16 protein-coding genes and 1 pseudogene are annotated in these 22,940 nt (G+C 36.2%); 2 read left to right on the forward strand and 15 right to left on the reverse strand.

The window, feature by feature from the left end:
• Positions 1–62 precede the first annotated feature (62 nt).
• From corA to CLOS_RS10110, 6 genes are all read right to left on the reverse strand, one after another.
• On the reverse strand, positions 63–1,124 hold the full coding sequence (gene corA, locus CLOS_RS10085) for a magnesium/cobalt transporter CorA (RefSeq protein WP_012159786.1): 1,062 nt from the start codon (positions 1,122–1,124) through the stop codon (positions 63–65).
• Positions 1,125–1,321: 197 nt separating this feature from the next.
• Positions 1,322–2,167, reverse strand: coding sequence for an alpha/beta fold hydrolase (locus CLOS_RS10090; protein ID WP_012159787.1), 846 nt, complete (start codon positions 2,165–2,167; stop codon positions 1,322–1,324).
• A gap of 85 nt (positions 2,168–2,252) precedes the next feature.
• Positions 2,253–3,467 carry an RtcB family protein gene (locus CLOS_RS10095; RefSeq protein WP_330360291.1) on the reverse strand — a complete coding sequence of 405 codons (1,215 nt, stop codon included), beginning with the start codon at positions 3,465–3,467 and terminating at the stop codon, positions 2,253–2,255.
• A gap of 351 nt (positions 3,468–3,818) precedes the next feature.
• The gene (gene rpsD / locus CLOS_RS10100) at positions 3,819–4,412 is read right to left on the reverse strand and encodes a 30S ribosomal protein S4 (protein ID WP_012159789.1); all 594 of its coding nucleotides are present in this window, start codon (positions 4,410–4,412) and stop codon (positions 3,819–3,821) included.
• Positions 4,413–4,713: 301 nt separating this feature from the next.
• A complete protein-coding gene (locus CLOS_RS10105; protein ID WP_012159790.1) occupies positions 4,714–5,667 on the reverse strand; it encodes an L-threonine 3-dehydrogenase in 954 nt (317 codons plus the stop codon).
• 181 nt (positions 5,668–5,848) lie between these two features.
• Entirely contained in the window at positions 5,849–8,779 is a 2,931-nt protein-coding gene (locus CLOS_RS10110; RefSeq protein WP_012159791.1) for an insulinase family protein, read from the reverse strand.
• A 155-nt stretch (positions 8,780–8,934) separates the two neighbouring features.
• Between CLOS_RS10110 and CLOS_RS15295 the strand changes: the two genes are divergently transcribed.
• Positions 8,935–9,975, forward strand: a complete 1,041-nt coding sequence (locus tag CLOS_RS15295; protein WP_049753822.1) for a hypothetical protein — start codon at positions 8,935–8,937, stop codon at positions 9,973–9,975.
• Here the strand turns inward: CLOS_RS15295 and CLOS_RS10120 are convergent.
• The 7 genes and pseudogenes from CLOS_RS10120 to CLOS_RS10150 all read right to left on the reverse strand — a co-directional run.
• Positions 9,934–11,175: a competence/damage-inducible protein A gene (locus CLOS_RS10120; protein ID WP_012159793.1), complete on the reverse strand. Its 1,242-nt coding sequence runs from the start codon at positions 11,173–11,175 to the stop codon at positions 9,934–9,936. The two genes, CLOS_RS15295 and CLOS_RS10120, sit on opposite strands and share 42 nt — an antisense overlap.
• A gap of 183 nt (positions 11,176–11,358) precedes the next feature.
• A complete protein-coding gene (locus tag CLOS_RS16215; RefSeq protein ID WP_012159794.1) occupies positions 11,359–13,500 on the reverse strand; it encodes a LysM peptidoglycan-binding domain-containing protein in 2,142 nt (713 codons plus the stop codon).
• 172 nt (positions 13,501–13,672) lie between these two features.
• The gene (locus tag CLOS_RS10140) at positions 13,673–15,508 is read right to left on the reverse strand and encodes an ABC transporter ATP-binding protein (protein WP_012159795.1); all 1,836 of its coding nucleotides are present in this window, start codon (positions 15,506–15,508) and stop codon (positions 13,673–13,675) included.
• A gap of 36 nt (positions 15,509–15,544) precedes the next feature.
• Positions 15,545–17,356 (reverse strand): ABC transporter ATP-binding protein, encoded by a 1,812-nt coding sequence (locus CLOS_RS10145; protein WP_012159796.1) that lies wholly within the window; start codon positions 17,354–17,356, stop codon positions 15,545–15,547.
• A gap of 253 nt (positions 17,357–17,609) precedes the next feature.
• Entirely contained in the window at positions 17,610–17,768 is a 159-nt protein-coding gene (locus CLOS_RS15925; protein ID WP_156774439.1) for a hypothetical protein, read from the reverse strand.
• A gap of 94 nt (positions 17,769–17,862) precedes the next feature.
• Positions 17,863–18,006 carry a hypothetical protein gene (locus CLOS_RS16415; RefSeq protein WP_330360326.1) on the reverse strand — a complete coding sequence of 48 codons (144 nt, stop codon included), beginning with the start codon at positions 18,004–18,006 and terminating at the stop codon, positions 17,863–17,865.
• A gap of 51 nt (positions 18,007–18,057) precedes the next feature.
• Positions 18,058–18,432, reverse strand: a pseudogene (locus tag CLOS_RS10150) (peptide-methionine (S)-S-oxide reductase MsrA); the annotation flags it as partial.
• Positions 18,433–18,763: 331 nt separating this feature from the next.
• On the opposite strand from CLOS_RS10150, the gene CLOS_RS10155 reads away from it, so the two are divergent.
• Positions 18,764–19,333, forward strand: a complete 570-nt coding sequence (locus CLOS_RS10155; protein ID WP_012159798.1) for a rhomboid family intramembrane serine protease — start codon at positions 18,764–18,766, stop codon at positions 19,331–19,333.
• On the opposite strand, the gene CLOS_RS15300 is transcribed toward CLOS_RS10155, so the two are convergent.
• On the reverse strand, positions 19,321–21,570 hold the full coding sequence (locus CLOS_RS15300) for an EAL domain-containing protein (protein WP_049753825.1): 2,250 nt from the start codon (positions 21,568–21,570) through the stop codon (positions 19,321–19,323). The genes CLOS_RS10155 and CLOS_RS15300 overlap by 13 nt on opposite strands.
• A 178-nt stretch (positions 21,571–21,748) precedes the next feature.
• Positions 21,749–22,936, reverse strand: a complete 1,188-nt coding sequence (locus CLOS_RS10165) for an FprA family A-type flavoprotein (protein WP_012159800.1) — start codon at positions 22,934–22,936, stop codon at positions 21,749–21,751.
• Between the last annotated feature and the right edge of the window lie 4 nt (positions 22,937–22,940).

The following is a 22,940-nucleotide window of genomic DNA, read 5'->3' on the forward strand; positions in this document are numbered from 1 at the left end:
ACTGTTATGATTCGATTAATTGTACAACATATATCCTATCTATAGCACACTCACACCAACAGCTAATACCACTTTTTTATTTTAAAAAACGTTAGCATTCCCGATGCAATCACAACACAAGATAATATAAACATATAGAACGATGATTTTAAATTTAGACCAGGAATATAGGTAAAGTTCATTCCAAATACACCGGCTAGAAAAGATAAGGGAATAAAAATTGCTGAAAATACAGTCAGTATCATCATTGTTTTATTCATATCATTACTTACATTTGACATTTGCATTTCATGAAGGCTATTTGTCATTTCTTTATACGCTTTTAACGAATCCATTATCTGATTTAGATGATCCATTAAACCATTATAATAGGGGGTCATCTCATGATTCATAAAATGATAATTGTGTTTAGTTAATTTACTAATGGAATCTTTGATTGGAGAAACAGCATTGATTAGATACAACAATTCCTTTCTTAGGTGGTAAAGCTGTTCTTTACTTTCAAGATTATTATCTAATATTTTCATTTCTATATCTCTAAAATTAGATGATATTCCATTAATAATATCAAAATACTCATTTGTCAGCGCATCAATTAATGAATAATATAGATAGTCACTTCCCATAGAACGTATTTTTCCAAGTTGTTTTTGTATGCTTTCTCTAACGCCATCAAAAGTATCTCCAGGTACCTCTTGGAGAGTTACAATTACATTCTCCTTATGAATCATCGCCACATGTTCATGTATCATGTCCTTATCTCTTAGATAAATCATTTTGAATATAGAAAATAAATAACTTTCTCTGTCTTCAATTTTACTCCATTGGGAAACATGAACAACATCCTCTAGATCTATATGGTGTATGTTAAACGTTTCCCCGATTTTACCAATAAGCTCTGTGTCATGAAGCCCAATCACATTGAACCAGTAAATTTTATCGTTCTCAAAAGGACCTTCTATTGAGTTGGTTTTATGAAAAGAAACCTCCTTCTTATTATATGTAATTAGTTCAATTGAAATTTGAACATCGGTAAACTGCCCTGTATAAATAATATCTCCAGACACCTGCCTTAATAGTTGCTTTTTAGAATGTAATATATTGAACGGATCATATAAATTCATAGCTTTCCTTCTTTCATCTATTAGTATATAAGTAAATCCTTTGCTATTAAATTTGTGGTATCTCTATTGTACATAAAAACATGTTCACATTGAATTATACCATATTTTTCAAGTTGCTATATAAAAAAACCGTAAAATTCAATGATGAATCCTACGATCTTCTTTATAGTAAAATATCTATTTTTTATTCAGAAAAGTTAATTATTGTTGAAGGAAGCTTGAATAGGCTCAGTTCCTTCAATAAATGCGATTAATTCTTCATTAAATTTCTCTTTCTGGTCATAAAATGCTCCATGCCCACTATATTTAAATGGAATTAGCTTAGAATTTTTAATATATTCTCTTTGTATTTCACCTAATTCAAATGGGACAACTTGATCATGTATCCCATGGATAATCAGCGTTGGCACATGGATCATATTTAAATCATAAAATAGTTCTTCATAGAGCCAAGCTTTTGAAATAGCGATCGTTGACCAGCTTGCCGCCTGTAACCCTAATTGTAAAAACCAATCAGAAAATGGTTCCGTTATGGGCTGAAAGAAAAATATTTTGCCAAAGTCACTTAACATTTGAGGACGATCCCTATATGTATTTTCAATAATTTGAATCACTACTTCTTTATCTAAACCATATGGAAAATTAACACGTTTGATCAGACTCGGTGCGGCTGCTGCAAATAGCGCAAGCTTAGAAACGCCATATCCTTTATGCCGCCCCATATATCGAATGGCGATTGCGCCGCCCGTTGAATGTCCCGCTAATGTGAAATCTTGTATTTTAAGTGATTCAACCACACTTCGGACATCGTCAGATAGTCTGTCATAGTCGTATCCTCTCCAAGGCTTATCCGATTGACCAAATCCTCTTTGATCTATACCAATACATCGGTATCCCATCTGAGGCAATATATTGAACTGATATTCAAATAGATTATGATTCGCAGGCCAACCATGTAAAAATACGATGGTCTTATCTCCCTCCGGGTTAATATCCTCCACATAAATTTTTACATTTGCTTCTACTTCAATATAGCATCCCATCACTACACCTCCAATAATTAAGTAACTCTATTGGCATATTATTCGCTGAATGATTGGTTTATGAATGGGCAAAAGTCCTTTTGAATTACTCTCCTGCCTTAAAGTTGTAAATCGGTCTGATAATATCAACAATCTCAACAGTATCTTGGATGTTCTCAATAATTTCATCCATAGGTTTATATGCAAAAGCACATTCATCTAAGGTACTTTTATTTACGCTGGTGGTATAGATTCCCTCCATTGATTTTTTAAACTCTGTCATGGTAATGGATTCCTTTGCTTCTTTTCTGCTCATGAGTCTTCCTGCTCCATGGGGTGCAGAATAATTCCAATCCTTATTTCCTTTACCGATGCAGATTAAACTTCCATCCCTCATATTGATAGGAATCAGAACCTTTTCTCCCTCTTGTGCAGAGATGGCCCCCTTCCTTAAAATCATCGTATCTAAATCAATATAATTATGTATGGTCGTAAACTGTTCTTTAATCTTCAGTCCCATTCTAGTAACAATTTCATCCACGATGGCCTTCCGATTATATACGGCATATTGCTGCACTATTTTCATATCATTTAGATAGTCTTCATAGTTTTTTCCTTGTAAGTAGGATAAATGCTTACTAATTTTTATAGCGTTCATATTTTGAATCCCACATTCTATTTCATCCTCACGGCCTTCTGCCTTGCATTCTCTTACCAGTGTTTCTCTTTCTTTATTGATAAGCTCTTTATACGCTAAACCTTGATAGTATTCTGCCACCTGCTTTCCTAAATTTCGACTACCAGAATGAACAACCAAATACAGATCTTTATTCTGATCTCTATTAACTTCAATAAAATGATTGCCACCGCCCAGAGTTCCAATGCTTAACTTTGCTCTGTTGATATTTACTTTTTTCTTACAGACAAGGTCATCATAATCTATATAGTCATTGTATCTATGCTCTTTTTTCCGAATATCAAAGCCCGAAGGAATGTATTCATAGATTATTTTATCCAGTTTTTGTAGCTCTATATTCTTTTCCTTTAGCTTTACGGTTTCCATGCCACAGCCAATATCTACACCAACAAGGTTCGGTACAATCTTATCACTTATTGTCATGGTAGTTCCTATGGTACATCCCGCACCAGCATGGGTATCCGGCATGATTCGAATCACACTATCTTTCACAAATTCTTGATTGCACAATTCCTCAATCTGTTCTCTGGCTGTGCTCTCTAAATTCTTTGTATATACCTTTGCAGTATTGTAAGCCCCTATAATCTCCATCAAAATTACACCTTCCTTAAAATATAGATTCATAGATCTTTCAATTTTATCTGTTTTATTAGCAACACTCTCTAAAAATAGATTATAGTAATGAAGTTTTAAAAGTATACCCTTTATTGTTTTTATCCAACATCAACACTAGCATTCCTATATCTTTTTAATCTTTCTTCAAGGATTCCTGTATGGAATCTATCTACATATATATTATATACTATATCTCTCACTTCTCACTCATTTAATTATCTTTAACTAACAACATAATATATTTTCTAATCAATTTAATTCTATTCTTCGCACGTAGCATAAACCGGAAAATAATAGCAATTCCATTTTTAGAGATTTACGAAGAAAAGAACCCTATGAAAGGGTTCCTATCAGCATCTATTATTTTTTAGAATAGAATTCAATTACCAACTGCTCATTCACCTCTACAGGAATCTCTTCTCTGTTGGGTATCCTCAATAGTCTTCCCGTAAAGCTGCTCACATCTGTTTCTATATAATCAAAATTGATCGTTGTATTTTTAAGGTTGGACAAATACTTTTCTATTTTCTGTGATCTTTCACGTAAAGCGACTGCATCGTCTACTTGAATTGGGTAAGATGGTCGATCTACCTTTTTGCCATTTACTAAAATATGACCATGATTTACCATCTGTCTTGCTTCTCTAATAGAGCTCGCAAATCCCATTCGATATACCATATTATCTAGTCTACATTCTAAACTTTGGATCAGAGCCTCGCCGGATAAACCCGATGCTTTCATGGCTTTCTCTACATAGATAACAAACTGCTTTTCTAATACGCCATAATATGCTCTTAGTTTTTGTTTTTCTAATAGCTGTAGCCCATAGCTGGATAATTTTTTCGATGCTCTACCTGCTGTTTTTCCAGCTCTTTGCATGGCCTTTGGATGTCCATAAATATTTACCCCTAGACTTCTACTTAATTTAAATCTAGGTTCCATCATTTTTGCCAAATTAATTTCCTCCTTGGATATATACCTAAAATTTGCCGCGGTAAATACACAATTCGTATGAATAGATTATATCATAAAAATTTTCATTTGTAAATGACAATCAATTTCACTGATGTTTTCATTCCATCTTTCTAAGAGAAATTTTTATTTACCAGAAGCCTCATAATTATGAAATGTTAAATCTGCAAATTAAATAGATAAAAAAAGCTCTAGGTCTAAGTGAAATGCTACTGAACGTTCACCTAAACCTAGAGATATATTTCTTCTATTAATTCTTCATTAAAAACGAAAAATGAATCTATTAAGCATTTAGCTTAATTGCAAGCTGCTCTAACATATCCTTTACCATAGCAGATAAATCGTATTGAGGATTCCAGCCCCACTCTGCACGTGCATCACTGTCATCTAATGAATTTGGCCATGAATCTGCTATTTTTTGTATATCAGGATTCACATCATATTCTAATTCAAACTCTGGAATATGTTTTTTGATTTCAGCTGCAAGCATTTCTGGATCAAAGCTCATTGCAGTGATATTAAATGCGTTTCTATGAACTAATGTAGCAGGATCTGCTTCCATTAATTGAATTAAAGCAGTGATTGCATCTGGCATATACATCATGTCCATGAATGTACCTTTGTCAATAAAAGAAGAATACTTCTTATTTTTAATCGCTTCGTAGAAAATATGTACTGCATAGTCCGTGGTACCGCCACCTGGCAGGGACTTATATGAAATTAAACCTGGGAATCGAACGCCTCTCGTATCAATGCCATATTTTTCATAATAGTAGTCACATAGCAATTCTCCTGCAACCTTGGTAACACCATACATCGTTGTAGGTCTCATCAAGGTGTCCTGCGGTGTATTGTCCTTCGGTGTAGACGGTCCAAAAGCTGCGATGGAGCTTGGCGTACATACTGCACAGTTGTTTTCCCTTGCAACTTCTAGTACATTGAATAAACCACCCATATTAATGTGCCATGCTAAGGAAGGGTTTTTTTCTCCAGTTGCAGATAAAAGTGCAGCCAAATGGTAAATTGTATCTATATTATATTTTTTAACGATTTCATTGATTTTATCTCTATCCACTACATCTAATATTTCAAAAGGTCCAGAGCCTATAACTTCTTCAGAGCCTTTAGAACTAATGTCGCTTGCTACAACATTATCATGTCCATACTTCTTTCTTAACTCCATAACTAATTCAGAACCAATTTGCCCCAATGCTCCAGTTACCAAGATTCTTTTCATACTAATTAATACCTCCTATTAATTATTTAATAGATTGTTGATTGTAAATATATAGCCCCAACAATGGAACCCATTATTAGTCCCTATATACGAACCTACTCCCCATATTAAAAGTAACCTAAAATAGTATGTTTTACAAGTATTATAGTTTACTTATTAACAATATTTAATTTTTTAATCCCTATTTAAAAACTTTAATCAAGCGACTGAATTGATCTTTATTTTCCTTTATTTTATCCTCATTTCCAAGTATACATACATATTCCATTTTCATTCCTTCATCAATTAAATGGCTATATCTTCTGATATCCTCTACGGTTGTGCCTAATATTTCATTTCTTTCCTTTTGAAGATCCTGTTGTGTTATTTGACATATGTAATTTGCTGTTGCTCTATCGCCTTTCATAAATGCGCTGAGTGGAGCATCCATGTTGCTGATGGTTCCGATGATATACTTTCGCATTTCTCTTTCGTCCACATTAAAGTCCTTAATATATTCAGGCATAGCATCGTATACCTTCAACGTCTCCTTTAGATTTGGATCTCGGTAGGAGCTAAATACAAAGTTTCCATTTTTAGAGAAATTCGCTAGGCATCCATAGGCTCCACCCGCAACTCTCACCTTATTCCAAAGATAGTCCAGGCTTATTATAGTTTTTAAAACTTGCATACTCCCAGAATAATCATATCCCAAGTCTTTAAAATTACTTCCTTTAGCAACGTATTGAACCTTGCCAGGTGTTAAAAGGCCCTCACTTTTCTCCGTTCTTTCAAAGAAATATTGGAACTTTTCTAATGTACGATCGGATAAACCTTCAACAATCGACACCATTTCTCTTTGGATTGTTTCAAAATCAGATTTCTCCGATGTAATGCTAATGAGCAGATTATTTTTATTAAAGATCATTGAAAATACTTGCTGTAGGTTTTCTACAATATTTTCCTTTTCTTTCTCAAACCGAGCATCCAAATCCGAAATAAAATCGTAATATGAAATCCCTGATGTTATTTCTATAAATTTAGAAATCGGTGAAAAATAGGAGTTTACTCTTCGTGCAGCCATCACGTGACCCTGATCAAAAATATTCATTTCCAAACGGGACTTGGATTCAGCAATTAATTCCTTCACTCGATTAACTTCATCAAATTTTGTTTTATTGATAAGCTCATCCATCAGATTGAATAAGGTTTTAATATTTCCAATCAAAGCAGAACCCCTCACAACAAGCTTTGAAGAAAAATTCTTGTGGCTTTGCTGAGTAGCATAAGTTTCTAATTTAGAGTAAATGCCACCCGTATGAATGTTGATTAAATTCGATAGTTCTTCATAATCATAGGACTCTGTTCGAATCTTCCCTAACAAGCTGGTCAATAGAACTGTATATGGAATCAGCTCCTGAGGTACGGACTTCGTATCGAATAAAAGGCTGATATAGGAAATACCATTGGTGGTATCTGGATGATGTAGAATATCGACATCATCTTGGGTTAATTTGATTAATTCAATATTTTCAACATCTTTATCGATATCCTCTCTATCTAACAAAGGTATGGATAACAGCGCTTCCTCGGCCTCTATCTTATTTTGATATGCCTCTAGTCTTGCCTTGTCCTCCATAATTTTCTCAAGATCCTTTTTTGATAGTCGATTCTTATATTCTGCTAATCTTGCTTTCTCTTTCAGCTCTTTTTCATTTTCCAATCCCGGTTGTGGTTTTAATATAACTAGGCTGCTATGATTATTGTTTAGAATTTCATCCTGTATCAATCTTTCGAAATAATCGCTTTCTAAAGCCCTTTTGATATTTTTAAGACCTTCTTCATAAGCTAACTGCAACCAAGGTTTTTCACCGTATAACCAAGTATTCATCGCCTTTATATTATAAACCAGCCCTTTTGGTCGATGTCCATAATCTGCTTCCTTTAGCTTAAATTCATGAATATTGATTGCAGCTTCAATTAGTTTTTTATCAATACCATTCTTTACTAGACCTTCCAATGTTTCTTTCACTGTATTTAAAAAGACTTCCTTACTTTCTACATTAGTATTCTTAACAACAATGCTAAAGGTCGGTTGCATGATGCTATTATCAAAGGAGCCGAAGACATCTTTTCCTATATTGGCATCAATTAAAGCCTTCTTTAATGGCGCTGCTGGTGATCCTAAAAGTAGATAATTCAAGATTGTAAATGCCAATACCTTCTCCGCATCATTGGAGTTTCCAACAACATAGTTCTTACTGATCAATGTTTTGTCCTTTGGATTTTCATCCGCAGAAATTGAATAGAATTCCTCCACCACGTTCATTGCACCCAACGGTTTTTGAGTGTGAATTTCTGAATCCACTTCAATTTCATCAAATTCCTTTAAATACCCTTCATCAATGAACTTTAAATACGCCATTAAATCACCATTGCCATATAGGTATATATAGCTATTGGATGGATGATAATATTTTTTATGAAAATCTATAAATTGCTCGTAGGTAAGCTCTGGTATTGCATCCGGCTCTCCTCCAGATTCGAATCGATATACAGTATCTGGAAATAAAGATTCTTCTATCTTGCTGAATATAATTTGCTCAGGGGATGAAAAAGCACCCTTCATTTCATTATAAACGACACCCTTAATAGAAAGAGAATCCTCTAAGTTATTAAGTTCGTAATGCCACCCTTCCTGCATGAAGCTTTCCGGTCCATTATAGATATTTGGATTGAATACCGCATCTAAGTATACATCCATTAAATTCATAAAATCCTTATGGTTCTGACTGGCAATAGGATACATTGTTTTATCAGAAAAAGTCATGGCATTTAAATAGGTATTCAGAGAACCTTTTGCAAGTTCAATGAAAGGGTCTTTTAGAGGGAATTTTTTAGAACCGCAAAGCACAGCATGCTCCAATATATGGGGAAGTCCTGTATTATCCATTGGTGGCGTTCTAAAGCTAATGGAAAATACCTTGTTATTGTCATCGTTCTCTAAATGTAGCAGCCTTGCACCACTTTTCACATGGGAAAATAATCGTACCATGGAGTTTACTTCTTTTATATTTCTTTCTTCTAACAATTCAAAGCCATTGTATATCTGTCCTTTATTTAAAGTTTCCATACTTACCTCCTCATTTTTGCTTTTCTATTATTTTCTATATAAATCCATTATTTCCTTTTAAATTATAGATATAGATTTAATAATCAAGTATAATATCATTATACCAATCGTTTCCAATAGGGATGAACTACAATATATTAGGATGTGATGATACCATGAGAGATTTTATACAGGAACTCAAATCTATTAAAATTCTATCTTATAACGATATTCATAGATTGCGCACCTATATACAAAGTAAATATCCCCATTCCAATACAAAGCAGCATGCCGATATATTGATAGATTCTATTCGAAAAATAATTGACGGCTATCTAAAGGCGATCCCCCGAGATGAACAATTGGAAATTAGAGAGCTTCTCCTGAAGGACACCTTAGTTTTAAAAAATGAAAATATCTTATTGTACGATATATTCCATGTAATGACCACGCAATATCAAGAAAAAGAAAATTATTTATCCGTCCTATTGGAATGGATGAATCAATACTTAGATAACCCGATGCATCCGGATGACTTAAGAATGCATTTACATTCTCCTATGAATAATTTCATCCCTATATTGGATACCCCCAGGGAAATTCAATTACCCTCCAAACAAAATTCATTAAAAGTCATTCTTAGTGGTATGACAGTGCTATTGGTATTGTTATTTTCAATCAATCATCTACATGGAAAACATACCTCTGCACCAATGGAAAGTGAGATTCCTATGGAGACAAGCATGGTTGAAAATTCTCCTCCTCATTTGCCAGAATACTTCCTCTATAAGGAGATTGATACCCATAGGCTCAGAGGCTATTTAAAGAGCAGAAACTCTCTCTTAGAAGAAGAACCCTATTTCTCATCGATTATCAATGTAGCAAGAGAATTCGATTTGAATCCCTTAATCCTGTTTGCTGTGGCAGGGCAGGAGCAAGGCTTTGTTTCAAAATCAAATGCCTTAGCTCATGAAATAGTCAATAATCCTTTTAACGTTTTCGTAAGCTGGAAGGATTACAATACGGATATTATGGATTCATCTAGGATTGCAGCTCGAACCATCCTTAATCTCAGTAAAGATCGGCCCCAGGATATAGATCCTTTCCAATGGATCAACCGAAAATATGCTGAGGATGAGCATTGGTGGAAAGGTGTGAAATCCATATTTCATCGCTTAGAGAGAGCGGTTCAGGACTTCTCTTCTGAGGAGATCTAGTGTATACGTTGTTGCTAAACTGCGTATCCGATTTCTGCTTCCACCGAGATTCAGCTCTTTGACTGTTGTAACACCATTGATACAAATGCCAACGTATACAAGTCCAATTGGCTTATCTTCTCTACCACCGCTAGGCCCTGCTAATCCTGTGACAGATAAGCCAATATTTGTGTGGGCAGATTTACAAATACCCTCTGCCATTTCTCTCGCTACCTCTTCACTGACAGCGCCATATTTTTCTATGGTTTGTGGATTTACACCTAAATATTTGACCTTGGATTCATTACTATAGGTAACGATGCCCTCCATAAAAACAGAAGAGATTCCAGGGTAGTTTACAAGCCTACCAGATAAAAATCCACCTGTACAAGATTCTGCAATAGATATTGTAAGCTTCTTTTCTATTAAAATCTTAGCGACGATTTCTTCTAAACTGATATCATCTTCCCCGTATATATTCAGCCCCAATCGCTCCCTAATTTGTTCTTCCATTGGATGTATCAGTTCATCTGCTTCTTTCTGAGTATGTCCACTTGCAGCGATTCTAAGGGTCAATCCGTTGGGTTTAGCATAGGGTGCTACTGTTGGATTGGTTTGATGGTCTACAATATCCATAATTGCTTCTTCCATTTCTCCCTCACCGATACCGCATACATTGAGGACTTTAAAGGAGAAAAATTTATCTTGGAATTTCTTTAAGTAAGGGAGAACCTGCGTTTCAAATAGAGGAATCATTTCCCTAGGTGGCCCTGGGAGTAAAATCAGCTTCTTATTGTTCTCCTCTATAATGCAGGCAGGGGCTGTACCATTTGGATTTGGTAAAACAATAGAACCCTCTGGGAAATATCCTTGTTTTCGATTTCCTTCGTTTACATTTAACCCTCTCCCCTTAAAATACGCCTCTATTTTCTTTAGAGACTCTTCGTGAGGAATAAGTTTTTTGCCAAAAAAGCTGGCTGCTGTCTCTTTCGTCATATCATCCTTTGTGGGGCCCAAGCCACCAGTGGTAATGACCACATCGGACCTTTTAAAAGCGGTTTCAAAGGCTTCACTTAATCTTGTTTCATTGTCACCGATAACGGATTGATGGTATACATCAATCCCTAAACTAGCTAACTCTCTCGCAATATATTGTGCATTTGTATTAATTATTTCGCCTAATAAAAGTTCTGTTCCTATGGAAATAATCTCTGCTCTCAAATTGACCACCTCTTAGATTATATATTTGTTTCAATATTTCATATTATTAACAATATCTTCTATTTTACTACAAATTAACGTGATTTACATGAGAGAATTTCATAATTATTGTAAAGTTTGTAGGCACATAATAAAGGAGATTCCTCCTACATCGAAGAAGAATCTCCTTTTATTATTATTTGATTACGCTTTCGGTATACAGATCACTTGACCGATTTGTAGATTATTTGGATTGATTCCCGGATTTGCTTTTTCTATAGCTTCTACTGTGGTGTTAAACTTCTTTGCTAACAGATACAATGTGTCTCCCGATTTGATTGTATATGGTGTGGTTCCTGTTGGACAGCCACTTGGCGGTGGGGTTGTAGGTGGTGTTCCTGGCATACAGATTACTTGACCAATCTGTAGATTGTTCGGATTGACACCTGGGTTTGCCTTTTGTATCGCCTCTACGGTAGTGTTGTATCTCTGTGCCAATAAGTAGAACGTATCCCCTGATTTGATTGTATATGGTGTGGTTCCTGTTGGACAGCCACTTGGCGGTGGGGTAGGTGGTGTTCCTGGCATACAGATTACTTGACCGATCTGTAGATTGTTCGGATTGACACCTGGGTTTGCTCTTTGGATTGCCTCTACAGTAGTGTTGTATCTCTGCGCTAGTAAGTAGAATGTATCCCCTGATTTGATTGTATATGGTGTGGTTCCTGTTGGACAGCCACTTGGCGGTGGGGTAGGTGGTGTTCCTGGCATACAGATTACTTGACCGATCTGTAGATTATTCGGATCGACACCTGGATTTGCTCTTTGGATTGCCTCCACAGTAGTATTGTATCTCTGTGCTAGTAAGTAGAAAGTATCCCCCGATCTGATTGTATATGGTGTCGTTCCTGCTGGACATTGCTGCGGTGGTGTACCCATTGGTATACAAATTACTTGACCGATTTGTAGATTATTTGGATTCAGTTCTGGGTTCGCTCTTAATATAGCATCTACTGTAGTATTGTGCTTTTGTGCGATGGAGAAGATGGTATCTCCTGCTTTTACCGTATATGGTGTTGTTCCGATTGGACATTGCTGCGGTGGTGTACCCATTGGTATACAAATTACTTGACCGATTTGTAGATTATTTGGATTCAGTCCTGGATTCGCTCTTAATATAGCATCTACTGTAGTATTGTGCTTTTGTGCGATGGAGAAGATGGTATCTCCTGCTTTTACTGTGTATGGTGTTGTTCCGATTGGACATTGCTGCGGTGGTGTACCCATTGGTATACAAATTACTTGGCCGATTTGTAGATTATTTGGATTCAGTCCTGGGTTCGCTCTTAATATAGCATCTACTGTAGTATTGTGCTTTTGTGCGATGGAGAAAATGGTATCTCCTGCTTTTACTGTATATGGTGTTGTTCCGATTGGACATTGCTGCGGTGGTGTACCCATTGGTATACAAATTACTTGACCGATTTGTAGGTTATTTGGATTCAGTCCTGGGTTCGCTCTTAATATAGCATCTACTGTAGTATTGTGCTTTTGTGCGATGGAGAAGATGGTATCTCCTGCTTTTACTGTGTATGGTGTTGTTCCGATTGGACATTGCTGCGGTGGTGTACCCATTGGTATACAAATTATTTGACCGATTTGTAGGTTATTTGGATTCAGTCCTGGGTTCGCTCTTAATATAGCATCTACTGTAGTATTGTGCTTTTGTGCGATGGAGAAGATAGTATCTCCTGCTTTTACCGTATATGGTGTTGTTCCGATTGGACATTTCTGTGGCGGTGTACCCATTGGTATGCAAATTTGCTGTCCTATCTGTAGATTATCAGGATTTACATTTGGATTTGCTGCAATCAGTGCATCTACGCTGATGTTATACCTTCTAGCGATGGAGAAGAAAGTATCTCCTGGTCTTACGATGTAAGGCGTTGTTCCAACTGGACAAGTTTGTGGCGGTGGCGTCGTTTTCGGTATACAGATTACTTGACCAACATAGAGCGCATCTGGATTTACATTTGGATTTGCTGCAATCAGCGCATCTACGCTGATGTTATACCTTCTAGCGATGGAGAAGAAAGTATCTCCTGCTTTAACGGTGTAATAGGTTCCCCCTGGGCATGGTGGCTGCGGCTGTGGTTGTGACATCGGTACACAAATAATTTGCCCTATATATAATGAATTAGGATTTACATTTGGATTTGCTGCCATCAGAGCCGCTACAGTCGTATTGCATCTTATGGCTATGTTGTAAAATGTATCCCCTGCTTTTACCATATAAGGCATTGTACCCATGGGGCATTTATTTGGCATATAGCTGTTATAATACATTGATTAACCTCCTTATTAATAAAATTTGTATAGACTATAAACATCGCCTTAGTTTACTTACTACAGTATATTCAGGAGGTCGAAATTGGTTCGAAAAATTTTTACCCTTATTTTTCAAAAAATTAAGACCCTAAAAATAGACTTCTATCCTCTATTTTTAGGGCCCGTTCTATCAATTGCTCAGGATTTTTTTCCCTTGTTCTTCTAAAAATTGATTGGTATATAGCTTGTAATAATAGCCTTTCTGTTTCAGTAACTGATGATGATTTCCTTCTTCAATTACAGCGCCATCCTTAATCACTAGTATCCGATCCGCAGAACGAATGGTGGATAGTCGATGGGCAATAATAAAACTGGTTCTACCACTTAAAGCCTTATCAATGGCCTTTTGGATCATTTGCTCTGTCTCTGTATCAATAGAAGATGTAGCTTCATCTAAAATAAAGATTTTAGGATCCGCTATGATTGCTCTTGCAAAAGAAATCAACTGCTTTTCTCCTGTAGATAGTAGGCCTCCTCCTTCTCCAACCTCGGAATCATAACCATTTTCCAGCTTCATAATAAATTCATGGGCATTCACTAACTTTGCTGCTCTTACGATCTCCACTTCACTGGCATCCAGCTTCCCATACTGAATATTTTCTCTTATGGTTCCACTGAACAAATGTGGGTTTTGGAGTACATAGCCTAGATTGCTATGGAGCCAGAGCAGTGGCATATCCTTATAATCTACGCCATCAATTAGAATTTTACCAGAAGTAGGTTCATAAAAACGGCAGGCCAAATTTACTATAGTACTTTTTCCAGACCCCGTTTCTCCAACCAAAGCGATGGTTTCTCCTGCCTTCACCTTTAAATTGAAATTTTGTAGAATCGGCTCCTCCGCATTATAATAGAATGAAACATTTTGAAACTCCATATTTCCTTTAATGGGAGAAATACCTGTATCTTTAAAGCCATACCCCTTCCCGTAGCGCTCCTCTACCGCCCGACTGTCTTTGATCTCTGGCTCTGTATCGATCATAGAAAGTACTCTTTCGGCAGAAGCCTGAGCGGATTGAAGCTCTGCAAGAACCCTAGCAATTTCACGAACAGGTTCAAAAAACTGGATGGTATAGGATATAAAAGCGACCAAGGTACCGTAGCTCACTGCATTTTCCATAACACCATTGCCACCCTTCCACAGTGCTAAAGCAGTTCCAATGCTAGATAAGGTCAAAATAATGGGCAGATACAGGGCAGAAAAAATTGCGGCTCGAATGGAGTTCACCTTCATTTCTCCTGTCATTTCCTTAAATTCATGTAATGCTTCTTCCTCACGGCTTAATATTTTTGTAGTTTTTGCCCCCATAATTCCTTCGTTAAATGCGCCTGTAATTCGCGAATTTATTTTTCTTACGATTCGATAGCTATGAAGCATTTTCTTTTGGAAATAAAGACTGATTATCGCTAATACTGGGATAACTGAAAGGGTAATCAAAGCTAGCCTCCAGTTTAGGTAAACCATTACCACCATTACAGCGATCATCTTTGCAAAACCCCACACCAAATCTACCAATCCCCAAGATATGGTCTCTCCTAATCGGTTGATATCCGAGGTCATTCTTGCCATCAACCACCCTACAGCTTTGTTATCATAATAGGAAAAAGAAAGCTCTTGAAGTCTTTGAAAGCCGATTTTTCGGATATCATAGGATAGACCCACCTCTACATTCCCAGCAAATACAATGAACAGTCCAATACAAATCGATATGATCACTACCAACGCCACATAAATGAAAGTAAATGCTCCGATGCCTTCCGTTGTGGCTGGAATAATAAAGTTGTCGATTGCAATCTTCGTCATATAGGGAAAGATCGCTTCAATTGCTGCCACTACAACCAGTACAATGGCCATTAGGATTAAATCCTTTTGATAGGGCTTTGTATACTTTAACAATCCCTTCCATATTTTCAAAGTCTCCCCTCTCGTATATTCCTGTTCTTTCAATCCATCCTGTTTACTCATTTCTCGTCACCTCTCATCCAAATACATTCAATATCATTAAATCCTTTTATCTGCAACGATTTCTTCTTGCCCTTCTATAGAATTCTGAATCTCCCACACTCTTCGATACAATCCATTATTGTTCATCAACTCTGTATGATTACCGATTTCAGTAATTTTTCCCTTTTCAAGCACAATAATAAAATCGGCCTCAGAAAGAGTGGTGATTCTATGGGAAATAATAAAGGTTGTCGCCTTATTCTTGCGGCTTTTTAGAGCATTTCTGATTTCATTATCTGTTTCCGTATCCACCGCACTTAGAGAATCATCAAATATGACAATTGGACTATTTCCAATTAATGTTCTAGCGATTGCAACCCTTTGCTTTTGTCCACCGGATAAAGAAACGCCTCGCTCACCTACCATGGTCTCGTATCCTTGGTCAAACTCTAAAATTGTATCATGGATTGACGCTACTTTAGCAACTTGGAAGACTTCGTCATCGGAAGACCTTGGTTTTGCCAATTTAATATTATCTCTGATAGATTTTGCAAAGAGAAAAGGTTCCTGCAACACCACACCTACATTTTTACGAACCCAGACTTTATCCATGTCTTTTAATTCATGTCCGTCTACCTTAATAGAACCGCCTTGATAGTCATATAATCTTGCCATTAAATAAGCCAATGTACTTTTTCCTGCGCCCGTTGGCCCTAAAATAGCAACAGTTTGACCCTCTTTTACCTCAAAGGAAATATTATCAAAAATAGGTTTGTTTTTTTCATATTCAAAATAAACATTGTCAAATTGAATATTTCCTCTGATCATCGGTCTTTCGTTATTCTCTACCATCTGCTCCCTTTGTTCATCTAATATCTCCTGTATTCTTTCTACAGCAACTAAGGTTTTTCCCATATCGCCGATAATCCTACCCAGTTGTCGAATTGGCCATAAAAGCATTCCTTCATATGTAGTGAATACAACTAAAGTTCCTAAAGTGATGGTCCCATTTGCGGTCCAATAGGCACCTACAATGAGAACTAATGCAATCTGTAGAAAGCAAATTAAATCTGAGGAAGACCAATAAAGAGCTAGTAGCCTTATGATTCGATTGGTTAATCGACGATGAACACTATTTTTTTCTTCAAATTTTTGGATTTCATAATCCTGTCTCGCAAAAGCTCTCACGACACGAACCCCTGTTAAATTTTCCTGTAAAACAGTGGACATCTTGGCTTCGGATTCATCATATTGCTGAAATGCATCTTTGATCTTCTTAAAAAAGATGATCGCAAATGTAAATATAATCGGTACGGCAATCATGGATATCAATGTCATCTTCAAATGTAAATTCAGCATAATCACTAGTACGAACCCTAGTATGAACAAAGCGCTTCCAATTTCCACAAACTGTACTCCTAAAAATCTTCGAATATTCTCTACATCAGAAGTGCAGCGCTGTATGAGATCTCCAGTTTCTGCTTTCACATGATATTCGTAGTGCAAATGCTGCAAATGATCATACAGTTGATCCTTGATTTTCTTTGCCGTAGATTCTGCAGCGGTGGATGCTAATTTTCCTTTTAAATACAAAAACACACCATTTATCACGGTTAAAGCGACTAATAGAATTGCCATCATCCAAATGTTGTCCCGTAGCTTCTCAACGCCACCAAGCCTTTGAATTAATCCAAACATTGTCCCTGTATTCTCTACAGGAGCATCTCCAATAATAGAGTCTATTGTGGTTCGAATAATCAAAGGATTGATTACATTAATCAACGTAGAAATTCCTATACTTAGGATGGAACCTATATATATCAATCGGTTTCCTTTCATATATTGCCAAAGCAATTTCACATTTTTCATTCTTCTGTCCTCACTTTCCTTATTGTTGTAATTTCACTCCCCATTAAATCAATCTCATTCTCCCACCCCTTAAAATTTTTAGATACTACATGGTGGACAAAAATAATAAAGCCTAGGAAGTATCTTCCTAGGCCATGTACAATATTATATCCATGAAAATTAAACGACGATCAGTACAGAACAGATCGATGTAATCTCACTATAATAAAACATAAAAAACCTAGGAAGGCAAACCCTCCTAGGCAATAAGTTTTTATTTATTGTCAAAGATGATCCACTTTCTCTCAGTTAACACATTATTTAATTTTGAACGCACTACACCTGTATTTACAAAAAATAATGGATGATCATTGCTGATGCCAAATACATTATGTTTATTCTTTACGTTGTTAACTAAGTTTAACTGTCTCATCTTTACACCTCCTCATTCATAATTATCTAAATTATACCATGTGTACTATTTAGTAGCAATCTATTTTTTTGAATTTTTTGTTAAATCTCAAATTTTATTTAATTTCTTCGACGATAGAAAGTACTTTCTCATACTGATCTTCTGGTAGCTCTACTAAATCCATTTCCTCTTTTAAAGAGGCAATGCTAAGATTTCCTGCGATGTAGCCATTCATTCTTGCAGCTAAAGTTGAACGCACCAAATTTCCGAAGCCGCCATAAATCGCTTTCAATGTTTGATATAGCTTCGTTGTATTTTGTAGATAGTATTTTTGATGGTATCCTTCCGCTAAATAGAAATTTTCTAGCGGTACAATTTCAGTATATATTTTTTCTCCATTTGCAGCTTCTATTTGTCTCTTCATTTCCAATGCCTCTGATTTTTGTCCATCGTCAAGATAAAATATTCTCGACATATATTGTCTGTTTGTAGTTTCATATACAGGATTGTGTAAATTCCAAAAGATATTTAAAAGTTCTCCATAGGTTATCACATTGGCGTCATACTGAATTTCAATCGATTCACTGTGATCACCCAAATTATAATAACTAGGGTTGTTTGTAGTTCCTCCTGCATATCCTACTCTAGTGCTGACAACGCCTTTTATGCTCCCAAACTGAGCATCGGGTCCCCAAAATCAGCCTAAAGCAAAGACTGCAATCGACAACTTCTGATTGGTATCCATATAAATTTCTCCTCTTCCGAATATTAGTTATAGTTTTTACTGCTTTAAAAAACATATACCCAATATTTTACGTTTTAAGCCTTCCACCTTTTTTCTCTTGGTTCTATAAATATATCTGTTGATGTAGTGCAAAGTAGCTCATTTATACTTTTAAAATAAACATTTTTTTGAGATCCTTCTTAAGATTGACCGCATCCTATTTTTTGTGATATATATAATGTTAAATAATCTTTTATTTATTCCATACCTTATATAAGAAAGTAGGTTCTTTATGCTAAGAAAGATTCAATATAATTCGCCAGTTATACTAACCTTTACCCTATTATCTGCCATCTCTTTGATATTGGGGCAGATCACAAATAATTATTCTACTATTTTACTTTTTTCCGTCTATCGAAGTTCCCTGTCCAGCATTCTATTTTATTTTAGATTGGTGGGCCATGTACTGGGTCATGCAGACCTCCAGCACTTTTTAAGCAATTTTCTTATTATATTGTTAATCGGTCCCATTTTAGAAGAAAAATATGGCTCTCGTAAAATGATCCGCATGATGGTGCTTACTGCCATTATTACAGGATTGTTAAATGTTCTATTATTCGATACTGCATTACTAGGCGCTAGTGGCATCGCCTTCATGCTAATTCTACTCAGCTCCTTCGTCAATATTAAAGAAGGTAGAATCCCGCTGACCTTAATTTTAATTCTCATTCTTTTTATCGGTAGAGAAGTGGTTGACGTATTTTTCACAGAGGATAATATTTCTCAACTGACCCATATAGTTGGTGGCTTATGCGGTGGCATTTTTGGATTTTCTACCAATCAAAAAAACTATCGGATATGATGATTTAAAAATTTTTCAAATTCTTCCGGTGGTACCGGTCTGCTGTAATAAAATCCTTGAATTTTACTGCAGCTGCTTTCTCGCAAAAATTCTAATTGTTCTTTCGTCTCCACCCCTTCTGCTGTTACTGCAATATCTAGTTGATGGGCTAATAATATGATGGTTTTAGTTATGGCCCTCTTCTTACTGTTTTTGGTGGTTTCTGCAATAAAGGATCGATCAATCTTAATCTCATCTACACCCATTTCCTTTAGATAATTAAAATTGGAATATCCTGTACCGAAATCGTCGATTGAAATACTGATGCCGATGTCTTTTAGTTTCTTGATCAATTCAATGGTATGATCTATATCTTGAATAATCACCGTTTCAGTGATTTCAATACCGATATATTTAGGCGGTAGCTCTGCTTCCTTCAATGCCTGTAGAATACTTTCCAAAAATCCTTTCTCCTGAAACTGTTTCGCTGAAACATTGATATATACCCGCTTTACGTCGTACCCCCTATGAATCCAATCTTTTATCTGGGCACATACATTTCTGAACACCCATTTACCGATGGATATGATTAAATCTGTTTCCTCCGCTAAAGGGATAAATGTATTGGGCCCGATCATGCCATGCCCTGGCTGATACCATCTTAGCAACGCTTCTACACCGACGATGTTTCCAGTGGAAGTATTCATTATAGGCTGATAAAACAGCGTCAATTCATCATGATCCACAGCGTTCCTCAACTGATTTATGAGAATGAGAGCCTCCATTTGCTTCTCACTTAAAGACTTATCATATATATAATATTGATTGCCTCCTTTTCCTTTAGCTGCATACATTGCAATATCTGAATTTTTCATTAGATCATTCAGCGTTTCCCCGCCCTCTGGATAAATACTGATGCCAATACTGGTTGTTAAAAATAATCTATGAGAATTCAGCATGAAAGGTTGGTCCATTTCTTTGATGATTTGATTTGCCAGGTCTATAAGCTCCTTATCTTCTTGTATATGCTTTACGAGAATAATGAACTCATCTCCTCCAAAGCGTGCAAAAAAGTTGTTGGGCTTTAAAATTCTTCCGATTCTCTCCCCTACTAGCTTTAGTATCTCATCACCCATATGATGACCTAAGGTGTCATTAATATGTTTAAACCGATCCAGATCTAAATTCAAAATACCAAATCGATTTTTTTGATCATTTGCAGAATCAATACATTCCCCTAAGATTTTTAAGAGATAAACCCGATTGGGTAGCTTTGTAATTCCATCATAATAGGCTAGATTGTGTACCTTTTCCTTCTCCAGCAAAAGCTCTTGATTGATATTTTCTAGATCCATCGTTCTTTTTAAAACTTCCTTTTTTAAGTTTTTATTCCATAGGATGAAAAGAAGAAAAATGATAGATAGGGTGAACACAGATAATATGGTTTCCTTTAGATATGCATTTAAAATTCTACCGTTGCCGATATCCTTACCGAACCACTTTTCATAGATTTTATCGTAGGTTCCATTACTTTTTATGGCTTCAATTCCTTTGTTAAAGAGATGAACCAATTCCTCGTTGCCTCTATAGGTTGCAGGCCCATACTCCGAAGTAGCCATTTGCTCTCCTACAATTTTTACGGTGGAAGAGTTCTTGCTTTTCTGCAAATAAAACAGTCCTGTCAGCCGATTTCCAACGTAGGCATCTGCTTCTCCATTAATTAAGGAATCCATTGCTTCATTTTGATCTTTCTTAGGCAATAACGTAATATCAGGTATATCCGCCAATATTTCTTCATTTAAATCTCCTGCTTGAAAAGCGACTTTCATTCCGCTCAAATCTTCTAAACCAAAAACAATACTGGTATCCTTCAGTACAAAGATGGATTGAGAGTTGGTTACAGTAGGTATGGTAAATAAATACTTCTCTTTTCTTTCCTCCGTACTGGACATTCCCTGTATGACATCAACCTCTTTATTTTCTAAAGCTCTCAGTGCTTCACGCCAATTCATCGGTATAAATTCTATATCCATTCCTAATTCAATGGATAAAGCATTTATGATATCCACATTAAAGCCCTTATAGTTGCCAATGCGGTCCATATATTCGTAGGGCGGATGATTTTCGTCTCCAGCAACGCTGATGACTTCACGGGATGCTCCATAATCTCTTTGAGGTGCACCCTTTGAATAAGTTGAATAACCGATGACTGATACGAACATCATAAATCCCATCAATATCAAAATTTTATTTTTCAAAATGTGACCCCCTTCAAATCCTCGTTGATATCCTTTCTCAAATTACCTTTATTTCCTATTGATTTGTCAAGTTCGACACATTCCCTATAAAATCCTTTAAAACCTTCGGCTATCGGATGGAAGTTTTTATATCACATAAAAAGCTACTTCAAATTGAAGTAGCTTTTTATGGTTTTTATTATTCCAACATTTTTCCGATCTCTCGACCAAACTCATAGCATGCGTTTAGATCTTCTTCTGTAGGAACAAACTTGATCTGTAATCCTTCCTTTATTAAACTTACACCAGCGTCGTTCATCCGTTTTTCGATATTCGCCACTGCTCCTTTACCCCATCCATAGGAGCCAAAGGCAGCACCCACTTTCTTCAGTGGTCTTAGACCAATTAATTCCTCTAAGAAATAGGCTACATCGGGAATCATGGTATTATTAATTGTAGAGGAAGCAACTAATACAGCCTTCGCATCTAAAATATCTGTCATAATATCATTGACATCGCTTTTAGATATCTTATACAATTTTGTATCGATACCTTCACTTGCCAATCCCTCAATAATTTTTCTTGCCATTTTTTCCGTACTGGACCACATTGTTTCATAAGCGATAACGGCCTTCTTACTAGACAAGCCCCTACCCCACTCCATATACTTTTCTATGATCTTATCTGGGTTACTTCTCCAAATGACACCATGGCTCGGTGCAATCATATCGATTTTTAAACCCATTTTTACAAGTTCTTCTATTTTTCTGACGACCATACCGCTAAATGGCATTAGAATGTTTGCATAATATCGTTTCGCTTCCTCCATCAGGATGCACATATCATTTTCATCATCAAATAACTTAGTTGAAGCTACGTGCTGTCCAAAGGCGTCGTTTGGAAGTAAGAGCGATTCTTCTTCTATGTAGGAGAACATGCTGTCTGGCCAATGCAGCATAGGTGCCTCAATAAATTTGATATTTCTCGCTCCTAAATTTAATACCGCACCAGTTTTTACAATGTTATAATCATAGTTGCCAAAATAATGCTGCAACATACCGTCTTTTCCTTTTTGGGTACAGAAAACCTTTGCATTCGTTGCTACTTCCATCAACTTTGGAAAACTTCCTGAATGATCTGGCTCAATATGATTGACTACAATATAGTCGATTTTACTCGGATCAATAATCTCACGAATATTATCCAGCATTACATCAGCAAAATCTGCATCTACAATATCTACTAAAGTTATTTTCTCATCTACGATTAAATATGAATTATAGCTTGTTCCTCTTCTAGTATGATAGGAGGGTCCATGAAATTCCCTAATATTCCAGTCCACAGCGCCTACCCAATAGATTCCTTTTTTAATCTCCACAGCCGACATTCCA

Origin of the sequence: Alkaliphilus oremlandii OhILAs (genome assembly GCF_000018325.1) — a bacterium.
Lineage (GTDB): Bacteria > Bacillota > Clostridia > Peptostreptococcales > Natronincolaceae > Alkaliphilus_B > Alkaliphilus_B oremlandii.